The organism is Skermania piniformis (assembly GCF_019285775.1).
Classification (GTDB): Bacteria; Actinomycetota; Actinomycetes; order Mycobacteriales; family Mycobacteriaceae; genus Skermania; species Skermania pinensis.
Genome location: NZ_CP079105.1, coordinates 2,229,447 through 2,246,182, shown reverse-complemented (window position 1 = coordinate 2,246,182; position 16,736 = coordinate 2,229,447). Strand labels below are relative to the sequence as shown.

Annotated in this window: 13 protein-coding genes; 5 read left to right on the top strand and 8 right to left on the bottom strand. The window is 69.3% G+C overall.

The genetic code is table 11. The features are described 5' to 3' along the window. The first annotated feature begins 4 nt into the window (after positions 1-4). The 3 genes from KV203_RS10440 to ppc all read left to right on the top strand — a co-directional run bounded on the left by KV203_RS10440 (position 5) and on the right by ppc (position 4,893). Positions 5-1,216: a phosphoglycerate kinase gene (locus KV203_RS10440; protein ID WP_066469669.1), complete on the top strand. Its 1,212-nt coding sequence runs from the start codon at positions 5-7 to the stop codon at positions 1,214-1,216. Beyond that, positions 1,217-2,002 (top strand): triose-phosphate isomerase, encoded by a 786-nt coding sequence (gene tpiA, locus KV203_RS10435; protein WP_066469671.1) that lies wholly within the window; start codon positions 1,217-1,219, stop codon positions 2,000-2,002. A gap of 134 nt (positions 2,003-2,136) precedes the next feature. Further along, the gene (gene ppc, locus KV203_RS10430; protein WP_083530001.1) at positions 2,137-4,893 is read left to right on the top strand and encodes a phosphoenolpyruvate carboxylase; all 2,757 of its coding nucleotides are present in this window, start codon (positions 2,137-2,139) and stop codon (positions 4,891-4,893) included. Here ppc and KV203_RS10425 read toward each other — a convergent pair. Then, complete coding sequence (locus KV203_RS10425; RefSeq protein ID WP_066469675.1) at positions 4,885-5,562, bottom strand: YdeI/OmpD-associated family protein; 678 nt, start codon at positions 5,560-5,562, stop codon at positions 4,885-4,887. The genes ppc and KV203_RS10425 overlap by 9 nt on opposite strands. A gap of 66 nt (positions 5,563-5,628) precedes the next feature. Between KV203_RS10425 and secG the strand changes: the two genes are divergently transcribed. Beyond that, the gene (secG, locus tag KV203_RS10420; protein ID WP_066469677.1) at positions 5,629-5,862 is read left to right on the top strand and encodes a preprotein translocase subunit SecG; all 234 of its coding nucleotides are present in this window, start codon (positions 5,629-5,631) and stop codon (positions 5,860-5,862) included. Positions 5,863-6,070: 208 nt separating this feature from the next. Here the strand turns inward: secG and KV203_RS10415 are convergent, their stop codons facing one another. From KV203_RS10415 to tkt, 6 genes are read right to left on the bottom strand one after another with little or no spacing between them, the layout of a single operon-like run. Continuing rightward, on the bottom strand, positions 6,071-8,350 hold the full coding sequence (locus KV203_RS10415; RefSeq protein WP_066469680.1) for an acyltransferase family protein: 2,280 nt from the start codon (positions 8,348-8,350) through the stop codon (positions 6,071-6,073). A gap of 53 nt (positions 8,351-8,403) precedes the next feature. Beyond that, positions 8,404-9,114: a 6-phosphogluconolactonase gene (gene pgl / locus KV203_RS10410; RefSeq protein WP_066469683.1), complete on the bottom strand. Its 711-nt coding sequence runs from the start codon at positions 9,112-9,114 to the stop codon at positions 8,404-8,406. Beyond that, positions 9,107-10,012, bottom strand: a complete 906-nt coding sequence (gene opcA / locus KV203_RS10405; protein ID WP_066470118.1) for a glucose-6-phosphate dehydrogenase assembly protein OpcA — start codon at positions 10,010-10,012, stop codon at positions 9,107-9,109. The genes pgl and opcA overlap by 8 nt, the downstream gene beginning before the upstream one ends. Further along, positions 10,009-11,553 carry a glucose-6-phosphate dehydrogenase gene (gene zwf, locus KV203_RS10400; RefSeq protein WP_066470115.1) on the bottom strand — a complete coding sequence of 515 codons (1,545 nt, stop codon included), beginning with the start codon at positions 11,551-11,553 and terminating at the stop codon, positions 10,009-10,011. The genes opcA and zwf overlap by 4 nt, the downstream gene beginning before the upstream one ends. A 32-nt stretch (positions 11,554-11,585) precedes the next feature. Continuing rightward, entirely contained in the window at positions 11,586-12,710 is a 1,125-nt protein-coding gene (gene tal, locus KV203_RS10395; protein WP_066469686.1) for a transaldolase, read from the bottom strand. Positions 12,711-12,714: 4 nt separating this feature from the next. Continuing rightward, positions 12,715-14,814 (bottom strand): transketolase, encoded by a 2,100-nt coding sequence (gene tkt, locus KV203_RS10390; protein WP_066469689.1) that lies wholly within the window; start codon positions 14,812-14,814, stop codon positions 12,715-12,717. A 182-nt stretch (positions 14,815-14,996) separates the two neighbouring features. On the opposite strand from tkt, the gene KV203_RS10385 reads away from it, so the two are divergent. Then, a complete protein-coding gene (locus tag KV203_RS10385; RefSeq protein ID WP_066469692.1) occupies positions 14,997-15,938 on the top strand; it encodes a heme o synthase in 942 nt (313 codons plus the stop codon). Here the strand turns inward: KV203_RS10385 and KV203_RS10380 are convergent. Then, entirely contained in the window at positions 15,935-16,735 is an 801-nt protein-coding gene (locus KV203_RS10380; protein WP_169797494.1) for an SDR family oxidoreductase, read from the bottom strand. The genes KV203_RS10385 and KV203_RS10380 overlap by 4 nt on opposite strands. Position 16,736: the final 1 nt, after the last annotated feature.

The following is a 16,736-nucleotide window of genomic DNA, read 5'->3' as shown; positions in this document are numbered from 1 at the left end:
CGCCGTGCCCGTCAAGACACTGCAGGACCTCCTCGGTGCGGACGTGTCCGGCCGGACCGTGCTCGTCCGCTCCGATCTCAATGTTCCGCTGGACGAGAACGGCGCGATCACCGATCCGGGCCGGATCATCGCTTCTGCGCCGACACTCCGCGCGCTGATGGAAGCCGGGGCGCGGGTGATCGTCACCGCGCATCTGGGTCGGCCGAGCGGTGCGCCGGATCCGGCGTACTCGTTGGCGCCGGTTGCGGCCGAGCTCGGCAAGGTGCTCGGTCGCAACGTGCAGCTGGCCGGTGATGTGGTCGGGCAGGACGCGCTCGCCCGCGCCGAGGGCTTGACCGAGGGCGACGTATTGCTGTTGGAGAACGTGCGTTTCGACCCGCGGGAGACCAGCAAGGACGAGGCCGAGCGGGAAGCGCTGGCCGGCGCACTGGCCGAACTGACCGACGGCGGGGTGTTCGTCTCCGACGGGTTCGGCGTGGTGCATCGCAAGCAGGCGTCGGTGTACGACATCGCCAAGGTGCTGCCGTCCTACGCCGGCTCGCTGGTCGCGACCGAGGTCGAGGTGCTCCGCCGCCTGACCGACCAGCCGGAACAGCCCTATGCGGTGGTGCTCGGTGGCTCGAAGGTGTCGGACAAGCTCGCGGTGATCGAGGCGCTCGCGCCGAAGGTCGACACCCTGGTCATCGGCGGCGGAATGTGCTTTACCTTCCTTGCCGCGCAAGGATATTCGGTAGGCACCTCACTGCTGCAAGAGGAGATGGTCGACACCTGCGCCGGCCTGTTGGACCGCTACGCCGACGTGATCCATCTGCCGCGGGACATCGTCGTCGCGGATGCCTTCGCGGCCGACGCCCAGACGAAGACGGTGTCGGCGGAAGAGATTCCGGACGGCTGGATGGGTCTCGACATCGGGCCCGAATCGGTGGCTCGGTTCGCCGCCGTCCTCGGCAGCGCCCGGACCATCTTCTGGAACGGGCCGATGGGCGTGTTCGAGTTCGACGCGTTCGCCGCCGGCACGAAGGGGGTTGCCGAAGCGATCATCGGGGCGACCGCCAAGGGTGCGTTCAGCGTGGTCGGTGGCGGCGACTCGGCAGCCGCGGTACGTCTGCTGGGATTGCCCGAGGACGGCTTCTCGCACATTTCCACCGGCGGCGGAGCGTCGCTGGAATACCTGGAGGGCAAGGAACTTCCGGGTCTAGCGATATTGGAGGCATAGGTGGCACGCAAGCCCCTGATCGCCGGCAACTGGAAGATGAACCTGAACCATCTCGAGGCGATCGCGCTGGTGCAGAAGATCGCATTTGCGTTGCCGGCGAAGTACTTCGACAAGGTCGACGTCGCGGTACTCCCGCCGTTCACCGATCTGCGCAGCGTGCAGACGCTGATCGAGGGCGACAAGCTATTGCTCAGCTATGGTGCGCAGGACATCTCGGTGCACACCTCGGGTGCCTACACCGGCGAGATCAGCGGGCCGATGCTGGCGAAGCTGGGCTGCACCTGGGTGGTCGTCGGCCACTCCGAACGACGTCGGTACCACGCCGAGGACGACGCGGCGGTGCTGGCGAAGACCACGGCGGCGTTGGCGGTCGGGCTCACCCCGATCGTCTGCATCGGCGAGGGGCTCGAGGTGCGCGAGGCCGGCGATCAGGTCGACTACAACCTGGCCCAGCTGCGTGGTTCGCTGGCCGGGCTGTCGGCCGACGACGTCGCCAAGGTGGTGATCGCCTACGAACCGGTGTGGGCGATCGGCACCGGCAAGGTTGCCACCCCGCGGGACGCGCAAGAGGTCTGCTCGGCGATCCGGGCCGAGCTGGCTGAGCTGGCGAACCCACAGGTCGCCGCCTCGGTTCGGGTGCTCTACGGCGGCTCGGTGAACGCGAAGAATGTCGGTGAGATCGTGGCCGAGCCGGATGTGGACGGCGCATTGGTCGGCGGAGCGTCGCTGCAGGGCGACGAGTTCGCCGCGCTCAGCGCGATCGCCGCCGGCGGCCCGCTCCCGTGAACCGCTTGCCCTGATCCGTTTCCGACACCCCTGACGGTGCCGCATGCCGGACGGCGTGCCGCTTCGTCAGGGGTGTTCGAACGTTCGGTGCCGTCGCGCTGCGGGGCCGCCGGTGCCGGGCGATACTGCTCCGCATGTACCTTTCGGATCCGCAAGAGTTGCTGCGCGCCGACATCCGCTACCTGGGCGGCATTCTGGGCGACACGATCCGCGCGGCCGAAGGCCAGGACGTATTCGACCTGGTCGAACGGGCCCGAGTCGAGTCGTTCCGGATTCGCCGGTCCGAGGTGGACCGCAGTGCGGTCGCCGACCTGGTCCGCGACCTCGACGTCAGCGTCGCGATCCCGGTGATTCGGGCATTCTCGCACTTCGTCCTGCTCGCCAACCTCGCCGAGGACCTGTCGCTGGAACGCCGCGCTGCCGCCGAGGCCGAGGCCGGGAAACCACCGCAGGAGTCCAGCCTGGCCGCGACCTATCTCAAGTTGGACGCCGCGCAGCTGTCGGCGGACCAGGTGGCCGATGCGCTCGGCGATGCCCTGGTCGCGCCGGTGATCACCGCCCATCCCACCGAGACGCGCCGACGCACCGTGTTCGACCTGCAGAGCGACATTCTCGAGCTGCTGCGAGCACGCACCGGTGCGCACCCGGGCGCCGAGTTGGACCTGCAGATTCGCCGCCGCGTGCTCGCGCTCTGGCGCACCGCGCTGATCCGGCTGTCTCGACTGCGGATCCAGGACGAGATCGCCGAGGGTCTGCGGTACTACGACCGCACGCTGCTGGATGTGGTGCCGGCACTCAACGCCGACGTGCGTGATCATCTCCGGGGACGATGGCCGGACGCCGAGCTGTTGCCCCGCCCGATCGTCCGACCCGGCTCCTGGATCGGCGGCGACCGGGACGGAAACCCGAACGTCACCGCCGAGGTCGTCCACACGGCGACCCACCGGGCCGCCGGCGTCGCGTTCGAGCGTTACGCCGACGAGCTGTTGGAGCTGGAGAAGACCTCCGGGCAGTCGGCCCGATTGGCGCCGATCACCGCCGGGCTCGCCGCGTTGGCCGGCGCCAGCGCAGATCTCGGCGCCAGCCGTACCGACGAGCCGTATCGACGTGCCTTCCATCACATCCGGGCCCGACTCACCGCGACCGCGCGACGGGCGGTGGACGACATTCCGCGGGCCGCGGTCGACGACGGCGGCGTGCCGCCCTACGACAGTCCGCAAGCGTTCCTCGACGACCTGGACACGGTCGACGCATCGTTGCGCGCGGCCGGTGACGGGATCATCGCCGACGAACGCCTGGCCGCATTGCGCCGAATGGTCGAGACGTTCGGATTCCACCTCAGTGGGCTGGACATGCGGCAGAATTCGGAGACCCACGAGCAGGTCGTCGCCGAGTTGTTCGCGTGGTCGGGCACCCATCCCGACTATGTCGGCTTGGCCGAGCCGGACCGGGTGGCACTGCTGGCGGCCGAGCTGCGCACCCGCCGGCCGCTGACCAAGCCGGACGCGGACCTGTCGGAACTGGCCGGTAAGGAACTGGCGATCGTACGGGCGGCGAAGCAGGCGATCGACGATCTCGGCCCGGACAGCGTGCCGAACTACATCATCAGCATGTGCACGTCGGTCAGCGACATGCTGGAAGCAGCGCTGCTGCTGAAAGAGGCCGGCATCCTCGATCCGGCCGCCGACCTCCGCGACGGCGGTACCGGGCCGTACTCGCCGGTGGGCATCGTCCCGCTGTTCGAGACGATCGAGGACCTGCAGCAGGGCGCTGCCACCCTGACCGCGACGTTGGCGGTGCCCGAGTACCGCGCCTTGGTGCAATCGCGCGGGATGCAGCAGGAGGTGATGCTGGGCTATTCGGACTCGAACAAGGACGGCGGTTACCTGGCCGCGAACTGGGCGCTGTACCGGGCCGAGCTGAACCTGGTGGAGGCCGCGCGCAAGACCGGAATCCGGTTACGGCTGTTCCACGGCCGGGGTGGCACGGTAGGCCGGGGCGGTGGACCCAGCTACGAGGCGATCCTGGCCCAGCCGGCCGGTGCGGTCCGCGGGTCGCTCCGACTCACCGAGCAGGGGGAGGTGATCGCCGCGAAGTACGCCGACCGCACCCGCGCGTACCGCAACCTGGAGTCGCTGGTGGCGGGAACGCTGGAATCGACTCTGCTCGACGTCGAGGGCCTGGGCGCCGACGCCGAGCCGGCCTACGCGCTGCTGGACGACCTGGCCGCACGGGCCCGGACCGCGTACGGCCGGCTGGTGCATGCCGAGCCGGGATTCGTCGAATACTTCCGTCAGTCCACGCCCGTAGCCGAGGTCGGTGAACTGAACATCGGCAGCCGCCCGGCGTCGCGCAAACCGACCAATTCGGTCTACGACCTGCGCGCTATCCCGTGGGTGATGTCGTGGAGCCAGTGCCGGGTGATGCTGCCCGGTTGGTACGGCACCGGGTCCGCGTTCGAGGAGTGGGTGGACGGCGACGCGGACAAGCTGACGCAGCTGTCGGATCTCTACCGGCGCTGGCCGTTCTTCCGAACCGTGCTGTCCAACCTGGCGCAGGTGATGGCGAAATCGGACCTGGCGATCGCCGCCCGCTACGCCGACCTGGTGGCCGACCGAGAGCTACGGGATCGGATCTTCGGCATGATCAGCAAGGAACACGCCCGCACGATCGCGATGCACGCCGCGATCACCGGTAGCGACCACCTGCTCGCCGATAATCCGAACCTGGCCGCATCGGTCCGTAACCGCTTCCCCTACCTGGAGCCGCTGAACCAGATGCAGGTGGAACTGTTGCGCCGGTATCGGGCCGGTGACGACCACGAACTGGTCAAGCGGGGCATCCTGCTCACGATGAACGGGCTGGCGACGGCGCTGCGTAACTCAGGGTAGCTCGCCCGCCGCACGCGCAGCGGCGGCGGCCCGTTCGACCCAGGTCGGCGCGACGCCGTAGCGCTGCGACGGGATCAGCCGCCCGGCCGCACTGTCGGCGATCAGCTGCGCCATCCGCTTGTCCCGGGTGGCCTGCTGCTTGGCGGTGTTGACCCAGTTGATCGCGACGCGCCGGTAGGAAGCGGTGGCCGCCGCCCAGAATGCGCCGGCCGCCGGGTCGGCGGCCAGCCGTCCGGCATAGTCGGGCGGCAGCTCGCCCGGCGGGTTTTCGTAGGAGTACACGCCGGATCGGTCCGCACGCCGCCGTTCGAACGCGGCGAGCCCGGCGGGCTGCATCCGGCCTTCGGCGGTGAGCCGGGCGACATGCTCGATGTTGACCGCCGACCAATTGCTGCCCGGCCGTCGTGGTGTCCAGCGTTGCCGCACCGCGTCGTCGTCGATCCGCTGTACCACCGAGTCGATCCACCCGAAACACAATGCCTCGGGTACGGCCTGGTGCCAGGTCAGGCCGCGATCGGGCACGTGCTTCTTGTACAGCCCCATCCATAGATCAGTCGCGGTTGCGTGGTACGTCGTCAGCCACCGGCGGAACTCGTCCGGCCCGGCGAAGAACGTGGCCGGTCGGTCCGCGGAGCCACCCGCCGTACCGATCGCCGTGGGATCCGTCATGCGTCGAGCCTGCCACGCCGAAGGGTGCACCCCGGCCCTGGTTCCGGCGTCGTTAGACTGACCGCCATGAAGACGTTTCTGGACATCACACTGGTGGTCACCAGCGTGCTGCTGGTGCTGCTGGTGCTGCTGCACCGGGCCAAAGGCGGCGGCTTGTCCAGCTTGTTCGGTGGCGGCGTCCAGTCCAGTGCGGCCGGTTCTACCGTGGTGGAGCGCAACCTGGACCGGCTCACCGTTTTCACCGGCATGATCTGGTTCATCGCGATCATCGGGATCGGCTTGGAGATCAAGTTCGCCTAGCGGCCTGCGTTACCCCGGGAACCGTCGCCCACCCTGCACCGTCGGAAGAGGTGAAAGGGGTGGGGGATATGCCAGCTGTTCGAGGATGTCGAGTAGGCCGCCGCCGAGCGCCGGAAGGTTGTCGAGGCGGGCGCGCCGCAGTCTGTGCCGGTGGCAGATCCGGTGGTCGCCGAACCGGCCGGGCGAGTCGGACGTGAGTCGCTGCTGCTCAGGCAGGTGCGAGCGCGCGATCGGCCAGTGCTTCGATCACCGACGTCAAGGTGCGCGCGTACTCCACCGTGAGGTGGTTGTCGTCCCGGTAGACCAGGTTGTTGCCGACGATCACCGGGCACTGCTCCGCGGTGCAGAACAGCTGGGTGAGATCGGCGTACCGGCCGCCCGCCGATGATACGGCGGTCGTCTCGTTCGCGATCCCGGCATCGTTCACCGCTACCGGCCGGGTCGGGGCACAGGCCGACGCGTTGTCCGGGTGGGCGGACAGGCAGGTGGGCACGATCGAATGCGGGTCGGGCACCGGACCGAGCACGAGCACCGCCGAGCCCGCCGCGCGGAGTTCGGCGACCAGCCGACCCAGCGTGTCCTGCCACGCCCGGTCGTAGCTGACGAAGCCGAAGTCGCCGCCGTAGCGCCGGGACATCCCGAGCACCACCAGCTTCGGTCGTTCCGCCCGCAGCCGGGCGAGCACGTCGGCGCGCCACCGTTCGCATTCGGTGTACGTGCGCCCGAGATACGGGCTGGTGATCGGCAGGTCCATCAACGGGCAGGTGACCTTGGCCATCGTCTCCAATCGCCACTGTCGCCGGTCGGCGATCAACTCCAGCGCCGGTTGCCACATCGCGGCATGTGAATCACCGACCAGGGCGACGGTGGTCGTCGACCGGGTCACGCCGGTGCCGCACTCGGGTTGGCCCAGATCCAGCCAGGAGCGGACACAGCCGTTGGTGAAGACGGCCGGTTTGTCGCCGGCGGCGTCGGCAAGCGCGGGGGACAGGTTCGACGGCACCGGACGTGCCCCCGCCGAGGCGGCGACCGCCGCCTGTACCTGCGCGGTCAGCTGCTCTACCAGCGTGTTGGGTGCCGGTGCGGCCGCGGCTCCGGCGGCCGGTTGGGTGGGCGCGGGTGCCGCGATGGTCACCGACGGTGCGGCGGCGCCGTGTCCGACCGGCGTCGGCCCGGCGACCGCCAAGACCAGCGTGGTGCTCAACGCGATCGCGGTGGCGACGCCGCCGACCGCCAGGCCGGCCGCCGGTGAGGCGCGCAGCGCGGCCGCATACCGGACCGGCTTCTCGACGAACTGCATGGTCAACGCGGCCAATCCGACGGCGACGGCCACCGCGATGATCCGCTCGGACAACCCGAGGTCGCGCTCGAGCGCGGCCGGAGCCAGCAGCAACACCGGCCAATGCCACAGGTAGAGCGAGTAGGACAGCCGCCCGGTGGTCCGCAACGCCGGCGTGGCCAGAATCCGACCGGCATCGGACATCGTTCGGCCGCAGCCGGATACGATCACCAGCGCGGTCCCGACGGTGGGCAGCAACGCCGCCGTTCCCGGGTACGGCGTGGATTCGTCGAGCACCAGGCAGGCCAGCGCGATCAGCGCCAGGCCGGCCCAGCCCAGCGCACGCAAAGCCGCCGGCGCGAGTTCCCGCCAGCGCCATGCGGTGAGCGCAACCGCGCCGCCGATCGCCAGTTCCCAGGCCCGGGTGGGGAGGGAGAAGAACGCCCACGGCGGCAGGTTCGTCGTGGTCGCCAGATCCGCGAGGAACGACAGCAGCCCGATCGCGGCGAGGGTGTACAGGCAGCGACTCCGGACGTCGGTTCGGCGGGCGCGATGGCTGGTCCGGCCGTGCTGGCCGGTGCGCGGTCGAGCGGCGCGCCGGATCAGCCAGGCCACCGCGATCAGGATCGCCGGCCACAGCAGGTAGAACTGTTCCTCCACGCACAACGACCAGTAGTGCTGGAACGGCGACGGCGGCGCGTCCGCCGCCAGATAGTCCGTGCCCTGGATAGCGAACCGATAGTTACCCACGTAGAGCGCGCTGGCCGCGCCGTCGAGCAAGACGTCGCGCAACCGCAACGGCGGCAGCAGCAGAATCGCACCGTAGGCGGTCGCCACCAGTACCACGCAGGCCGCCGGCAGCAGCCGTCGTGCTCGGGCCGCGTAGAACCGGGCCAGCCGGATCGTGCCGTAGCTGTCCAGCTCGCGCCAGAGCAACCCGGTGATCAGAAATCCGGAGATCACGAAGAACACGTCGACGCCGACGAAACCGCCGCCGATCCCGGGGAGGCCGGCGTGGAACAACACCACCGCCAACACCGCGATGCCGCGTAAACCCTCGATATCGACCCGGAAACTGCGATCGTCCCGGATCGGTGCCCGGGGTTCGGGACGACGCGTTGTCCGCCGCTCGACCCGGCTGGGGGCCGCGCGGTGACGGCCGGGTCGGGTACTCGCTGCGGTGGTCACGACGGAAGATGATCTTTCCATACGCCGGTGCCGGTCGGCTGGGCGCGGGTGTCGGTCGGGGTCGAACTGGTGCGTCAGAGTCGTCCGGCCGCCGATCGATCCAGCAACCACACGGTTTCGGCAGAACCCTGTGCGCCGGCGGCCGGCACATCGACCGGGTCGGCGCCACCTATTGCGGCCGCGACGGCATCCGCCTTGGCCGCCCCGGTGACCGTGAGGCACACCGTGTGCGCCCGCCGGATCGCCGGGATGGTGAGGGTGACCCGAATCGGCGGCGGCTTCGGCGAGTCGGTCACCGCGACCACCGACAGCGCTGTCTCCCGCACGGCATCGGTATGCGGGAACAGCGAATTCACATGACCCTCGGGCCCCATGCCGAGCAGGTGCAGGTCGAACCGATCGGGCAGGAGCTGCGCGTACGCGGCGGCGGCATCCGCCGGGTCCGGCTGCGGTCCGTCCGATGCCGAGATCGCATGTACCCGGGCGGGGTCGACCGACACGTGGTCCAGCAATGCATGCCGTGCCTGCAGCTCGTTGCGGTCCGGGTCCGCGCCGGGTACGAATCGATCGTCGCCCCAATAGATGTCGAGCTGCCGCCAGTCCACCTCGCCCGGTTCGTCGCGCAGCTGCGCCAAGGTGGCTATCCCTACGCCACCGCCGGTCAGCACCACCGCTGCCGACCCCCGGGCGCGCTGGGCAGCGACCACCACGTTCCGGAACAGCGCCGCCGCGGCCACGGCGACCTCGTCCGGGTCGGCGAACCGGCGCACCGTTGTTTCAGTCATGACTGACCCGTTCCAATCCGTCCAATGCGCCGGCGTAGATCTCGTCGGCGTCGAGTCGGCGCAGGTCTTCGGCAAGGCATTCCCGAGTCTCCCGGCGAGCCAGGGCGACCAGCCGGTCCGGCCGACCGGACCGGCTCAGCGTTGCGGTAGGTCCGTCCTGCGGCCGACTGACCGACACGGTCTCACTCGGTCGGATCAGGTCTACCCGGAGGTCGCCGACGACTCGCCGGACCGGGCAGCGCAGCCGATCGGCCAGCCAGCCGGCCAGCAGATCGAGCGCCGGCTCGTCCCGGAGGCCGGATACGGTCACCGAGGTGACCGGCTCGTACGGCGGTTCGTCCAGTGTGGCGGTGAGCAGCGCACGCCACCGGGTGATCCGGGCCCAAGCCAGATCGGTATCGCCGGCGGAGTAGACCGCGCGGCGGCTGCGGATCGCTGCCAGCGGGTCGCGGGCGTTGGTCGCGTCGGTGATCCGGCGCACCGCCAGCCGGCCCACCGCGCTTTCGGCCGGCGCACTCGGCGCGTGATCCGGCCACCAGGCCACCACCGGGGTGTCCGGCAACAGGAACGGCATCACCACGCTGTCCTGATGGTCGCGCAGCTCGCCACGCAACCGCAGCACCACCACCTCGGAGGCGCCGTCGCCGAGCCGGATCTGCGCGTCCATCCCGGTGGCCGCGTCGCTGCGTCCGCGGGCCAGCACGATCACCCGACACGGATGCTCACGACCGGCGGCCGCGGCGGCGTCGATCGCCGCGGCCTCTTCCGCATCGTCGGCCCGGATGCAGATCACCAGGGTCAACACCCGGCCGAGGGTGACCACTCCGTCCTCTTCGCGCAGCGCGAGCAGCTTTTTGTTCACCGCACCGGTGTCGGTATCGGGCAGGTCGACGATCATGGCCGCCGCCATTCCCGGCCGGTCCGACGGACCATCGCGTCGGCCGACGCGGGGCCCCAGCCGCCCGACTCGTACGGATCAGGGGCACCGTGTGCCGCCCAGTAGTCCAGCGCCGGATCGAGGATCTTCCAGGACAGCTCGACCTCGGCATTCACCGGGAACAGCGACGGCACGCCCAGCAGCACATCCAGGATCAGCCGCTCGTAGGCCTCGGGGGAGTTTTCGGTGAATGCCTCCCCGTAGGAGAAGTCCATGTTCACATCGCGGACTTCCATCCCCGGCCCGGGCACCTTCGAGCCGAACCGCACGGTCACGCCCTCGTCCGGCTGCACCCGGATGACCAGCGCGTTCTGCCCGAGCTCTGCGGTCATCGTGGCGTCGAACGGGAGGTGCGGTGCGCGCTTGAAGACCAGCGCGATCTCGGTCACCCGCCGTCCCAGCCGTTTCCCGGTGCGCAGATAGAACGGCACCCCGGCCCAGCGCCGCGATGCGATCTCCAGGGTGATCGCGGCGAAGGTTTCGGTCCGTGACTCCGGCGAGAATCCCTGCTCGTCGAGCAGTCCGACCACTTTCTCACTGCCTTGCCAACCGGCCGCGTACTGGCCTCGGGCCGTCGTTTCGGCCAACGGCTCGGCCAGCCGGGTCGCCGAGAGCACCTTGATCTTCTCCGCGTGCAGTTCGGTCGCCGAGAAGCTCACCGGCTCCTCCATCGCGGTGATCGCGAGCAACTGCAGCAGGTGATTCTGGATCACGTCACGGGCCGCGCCGATTCCGTCGTAATATCCGGCGCGGCCGCCCAGCCCGATGTCCTCGGCCATGGTGATCTGTACGTGGTCGACGTAGTGCGCGTTCCACAGCGGCTCGAACAGCTGGTTGGCAAAGCGCAGCGCCAGAATGTTCTGCACCGTCTCCTTGCCCAGATAGTGGTCGATCCGGAACACGGTTTCTTCCGGGAACACCCGATTCACCAGCGCGTTCAGTTTCTCGGCGCTGTCCAGGTCGTGCCCGAACGGTTTTTCGATCACCACCCGGCGCCACCGGTCGTCGCCAGATTGCGACAGTCCGGAGCGTTCCAGCTGGCGCAGCACCACCGGGAAGGTGTCCGGCGGAATCGCCAGATAGAACGCGTGATTACCGCCGGTGCCGCGTTCGGTGTCCAGCTGTTTCAGCTCCGCGGCGAGCCGGTCGAAGGCGTCGTCGTCGTCGAAGGTGCCCTTGACGAACCGGATGCCCTCGGCCAGCCGGTCCCACACCTCGTCTCGAAACGGGGTGCGGGCGTGGGCGACCACCGCATCCTTGACCACGGCGGCGAAATCCTCGTGGGCGTAGTCCCGGCGGGCGAAGCCGAGCAGCGCGAACTCGGGCGGCAGCAGCCCGCGGTTGGCCAGATCGTAGATCGCCGGAAGCAGCTTCTTCCGGGCCAGGTCGCCGGTAACGCCGAAGATCACCAAGCTGCACGGCCCGGCGATCTCCGGCACCCGCTTGTCCCGCGGATCGCGGAGCGGGTTCGCCGACTTGCCCGACGACCGAGTGGCGTGCACCGAATCGAGCGACGCGGAGTCGGGCGACACGGTCAGCGCTGCTTCGCGGACCGCATGGTATCCGCCGTGGCATCGAGCAGCTCTTGCCAGGATTTCATGAACTTGTCGACCCCTTCGGTCTCCAGCACCTCGAAGACGTCGCCGATCTCGATCCCGGCTTCCTCCAGCGACGCGAACAGCTGTGCCGCCTCGGCTGCGTGCCCGGAGACCACGTCGCCGCGCACCTCGCCGTGGTCGGCGAACGCCTGCATAGTTTTCTCCGGCATGGTGTTCACCGTGTTCGGAGCGGCCAGGTCGGTGACGTAGAGCGTGTCCGAGTAATCCGGGTTCTTCGTCCCGGTGGAGGCCCACAGCGGCCGCTGTACGTTCGCGCCCGCCGCGGTCAGCTCGGGGAAGTCCCCGCCGTCGACGAACACTTCTTGGTAGGCCGCGTAGGCGAGCACCGCGTTGGCCACCCCCGCCTTGCCGCGCAGTGCCAGCCGTTCGTCGCCGCCCAGCTCGTCGAGTCGCTTGTCGATCTCGGTGTCCACCCGGGACACGAAGAACGACGCCACCGAGTGGATCCGGGACAGGTCGTGCCCGGTGTTGCGCGCCGCCTGCAGGCCGGCCAGGTACGCCGACATCACTTCGCGGTAGCGGGCCACCGAGAAGATCAACGTCACGTTCACGCTGATTCCTTCGGCGATCACCCGGGTGATCGCCGGCAGGCCCGGCTTTGTCGCCGGAATCTTGATCAGCAGGTTCGGCCGGTCGACGATCTTCCACAGTTCGATCGCCTGGGTGACGGTCTTGTCCTCCTCGAACGCGAGCGACGGATCGACCTCGATCGATACCCGGCCGTCCACCCCGCCGGTGGCCTCGTACACCGGCGCCAGCACGTCGCAGGCCGAGCGCACGTCGTCGGTGGTGATCGTGCGGATCAGCTCGTCGACACTCGCCCCGCGACCGGCCAGCTCGGCCACCTCGGTGGCGTAGCTGTCGCCGTGGCTGAGTGCGTGCTGGAAGATCGTCGGGTTGGTGGTGACGCCGACGACGCTGTGGGTGTCGATCAACTCCTGCAGGTTGCCGGACTGGATGCGCTCGCGGGACAGGTCGTCCAGCCACACCGATACCCCGGCGGCGGACAAGGCGGCGAGGTTGGGGTTTTGTTCGGACATGAAGCTATCCCTTCGCGGCGGTGAGTGAGCGCTGGGCCGCGGCGACGACAGCCTCGACGGTGAGGCCGAATTCGCGGTACAGCGTTTGGTAGTCGGCGGAGGCGCCGAAGTGCTCGAGCGAGACGGTGACCCCGCGATCGCCGACGAAACGTTGCCAACCCATCGCGATACCGGCCTCGACCGACACCCGCGCAACCACCGCCGGCGGTAGCACCTCGTCGCGGTACGCCTGGTCCTGGGCGTCGAACCACTCCACGCAGGGCATGGAGATCACCCGGGTCGGCGTACCCGCCTGCTCGAGCTGGTCCCGGGCGCCGACCGCGAGTTGCACCTCGGATCCGGTCGCGATGATCAACACCGCCGGCTCGCCACCGGTCGCCTCGGCCAGCACATAGCCGCCCTTCGCGACGCCTTCGGCGCTGGTCCCGGCCAGGATCGGCACGTTCTGCCGGGTCAGCGCCAGCCCGACCGGGCCGGATTCGGCGGGCCGATCCAGCACCGCACGCCAGGCGGCCGCGGTCTCGTTCGCATCCGCCGGCCGGACCAGGCTGAGGTTCGGGATCGCGCGCAGCGCGGCGAAATGCTCCACCGGTTGGTGGGTCGGCCCGTCCTCGCCCAGCCCGATCGAGTCATGCGTCCAGACGTAGGTCGGGTCGATGTTCATCAGCGCGGCCAGCCGTACCGACGGGCGCATATAGTCGGCGAACTGCAGGAACGTGCCGCCGTACGGCCGGGTGGGACCGTGCAGCACGATGCCGGACAAGATCGCGGCCATCGCGTGCTCGCGGATGCCGAAGTGCATCGTCCGCCCGTACCAGGTGGCGTTCCAGTCCGACGTCGAGATCGACGGCGGACCGAACGAATCGGCGCCCTTGATCGTGGTGTTGTTGCTGCCGGCGAGGTCGGCCGAGCCGCCCCACAGCTCCGGCAGGATCGGGCCGAGTGCGGTGAGCACGGCGCCGGACGCCGACCGGGTCGCCACCGCCTTGTCGCCCGGCTGCCAGCTGGGCAACGCATCGGTCCAGCCCGCCGGCTTTCCTCGCACCGACAGCCGGTCGAGCAGCTGCTTGCGTTCGGGCTCGCGCTGCGCCCACGCGGCGAATTCGACGTTCCAGTCCTCGTGCGCCCGGCGGCCGCGCTCGGCCAGCTCCCGGGTGTGGGTCAGCACGTCGGCGGCGACCTGGAAGAACTGCGTCGGGTCGAAGCCGAGTACTTCCTTGGTCGCGGCCACCTCGTCCGCACCCAGGGCGGAGCCGTGCACGCCACCGGTGTTCATCTTGTGTGGCGCGGGATAGCCGATGATCGTGCGCAGTGCGATGAACGACGGCTTGTCGGTAACCGACTTCGCTTCTTCGATCGCCGCCTCGATCCCGCGGACGTTCTCACCGCCCTCGACCACCTGGACGTGCCAGCCGTAGGCCCGGTACCGCTCCGGCACGTCCTCGTTCAGGGCGATCGCGGTGTCGTGCTCGATGGAGATCTTGTTGTCGTCGTAGCAGACGATCAGGTTGCCCAGCTGCTGGGTGCCCGCCAGCGAGGACGCCTCCGAGGTGACGCCCTCCTCGATGTCTCCGTCGGAGGCGATCACGTAGATGTAGTGATCGAACGGGCTGTCCCCCCAGGCCGGTTCCGGATCGAACAGGCCGCGCTCGCGCCGCGACGCCATCGCCATCCCGACGGCCGAGGCAAGCCCCTGGCCGAGCGGGCCGGTGGTGATCTCCACCCCCGTGGTGTGCCGGTACTCCGGATGGCCGGGAGTCTTCGAGCCCCAGGTGCGCAGCGCCTCGAGGTCGGCCAGCTCCAGGCCGAAACCGCCCAGATACAGCTGGATGTAGAGGGTCAGGCTGGAGTGGCCGCAGGACAGGACGAACCGGTCCCGGCCGAGCCAATGGGTGTCGTTCGGGTCGTGCCGCATGGCCCGCTGGAACAGCGTGTATGCCAAGGGCGCCAGGCTCATCGCGGTACCGGGGTGGCCGTTGCCGACCTTCTGCACGGCGTCGGCGGCCAGTACGCGCGCGGTATCCACCGCCCGCGTGTCCAGCTCGGTCCAGTCGGTCGGATGTTCCGGCCGGGTGAGTGCGTGAATGTCGTCGGTCACGGTCACGAGGCGTGCTCCTGGAAGTTCGGTGGCGTTGCTTCCAGACTAGTTCCACCGAGTTGATCGCAGGCGTCTTCCGGCTCACCCAGACGATGCGAGCACGCGGTGAGCCGGGTCCGGTCGTCCGCACCGCCGTTCGCCGACTACCATCCTCCGTAGTAGTTCGTGCGGCGGCGGGAGAACCAGTGGTGGGGACAGGTCAGCGGGCGGCGGCCGCCGACACCCGGTCGCCGGGTCGCTTCGCCACACCGCTGGCTTATCTGGCGTTGACCAAACCCCGGGTGATCGAGCTGCTGCTGGTCGCCACGATCCCCACGATGCTGTTGGCCGACCGCGGTCGGGTCGACTTTGCGCTGATCATCGGCACGTTGTTCGGCGGCTGGCTGGGCGCGGCGAGCGCGAACACGCTCAACTGCGTCGCCGACGCCGACATCGACAAGCTGATGAAACGCACCGTGCGTCGGCCGTTGGCGCGGGAGGCGGTGCCGCGGCGCAACGCCCTGATCTTCGGTCTGGTGCTCGGGGCGGCATCGTTCGGCTGGCTGTGGTGGCGGGCGAATCTGCTTGCCGCAGTGCTCGTCCTCGTAACGATCTTGTTCTACGTCTTCGTCTACACGCTCGGGCTCAAGCGGCGGACTGCGCAGAACGTCGTCTGGGGTGGTGCCGCGGGCTGCATGCCGGTTCTGGTCGGCTGGGCTGCCGTGACCGGCACGATCGCGTGGCCGGCACTGGCGCTGTTCGCGGTGATCTTCTTCTGGACGCCGCCGCACACCTGGGCGCTCGCGATGCGGTACCGGGAGGATTACGCCGCGGCCGGGGTCCCGATGCTGCCGGTGGTAGCGAGCCAGGAGACCGTCACCCGGCAGATCGTGATCTACACCTGGTTGACCGTCCTCGCGACCCTGGCTCTGGTGCCCGCGGCGGGCGCGCTCTACGCGGCGGTGGCGCTGGTCGCCGGCTGCTGGTTCCTGGTGATGGCCCATCAGCTCTACGCCGGGGTGCGGCGCGGTGACTCCGTGCAGCCGCTACGGCTGTTCCTGCAATCGAACAATTATCTGGCCGTGGTTTTCTGCGGCCTCGCGGTCGATTCGGTGCTGGGCTGGCCCACCATCGGTTCGGTTTTGGGCTAGGTACGTCGTGCTCGGGCGATCTGCCGGTCGAAGTAGGCCCGAAAGATCGGTGCGAGCGGTGCCGACGTCGCCGCCAGCAAACCGGTACTCCGGTCCGGGTAGATGGCGAAGCGGCGGCGCTCGATGCCGCGGACGACAGCTCGCGCGACCTGCTCCGGCGGCAGCGGCCGTATCGTCCCGCTGAGCGCAGCCGTCTCGGCCGGCTTGAAGCGCGCTTCCTGCAATAACATCGGGGTGTCGACATCGGGGGGGAAAACGCACCCGACGTGGATGCCGTGCGGGGTCAACTCGTCTCGCAGCGATTGCATGAGGCCCCGGACGGCGAACTTGGCCGGACTGTAGGCGGTGTAGCCGAACACCCCCAGGATTCCGGCGACGGACGATACCGCCACGATCGACCCGGACCGCCGCTCCAGCATCGCCGGCACCGTCGCCTGGATGGTGTTCAAGGTGCCGAAGTAGTTGACCTCCATCATGCTCCGGAACACGTCGTGGTCCAGATCCATGAAATGGCCCGGTCGCGCGTCGCCGGCGGACATCACGACGACGTCGAACGGGCTGCTCCCGTGTTCGGTCAACTCGTCCACCACGCCGCGGACCCGAGCCCGGTCGGTGACATCGACGACGGCGGTGCGGACGGACGGACCCAGCTCCTGGGCCGCGCTGTGCAGCACATCCGCTCGTCGCGCGGCGATCACGACCGAGGCGCCGCGCCCGGTCAGCAACCGCGCGGTGGCCAGACCGATACCGCTGGAGCCGCCGGTGATCAGTACCCGGGCGCCCGGCCAGTTCCGCACC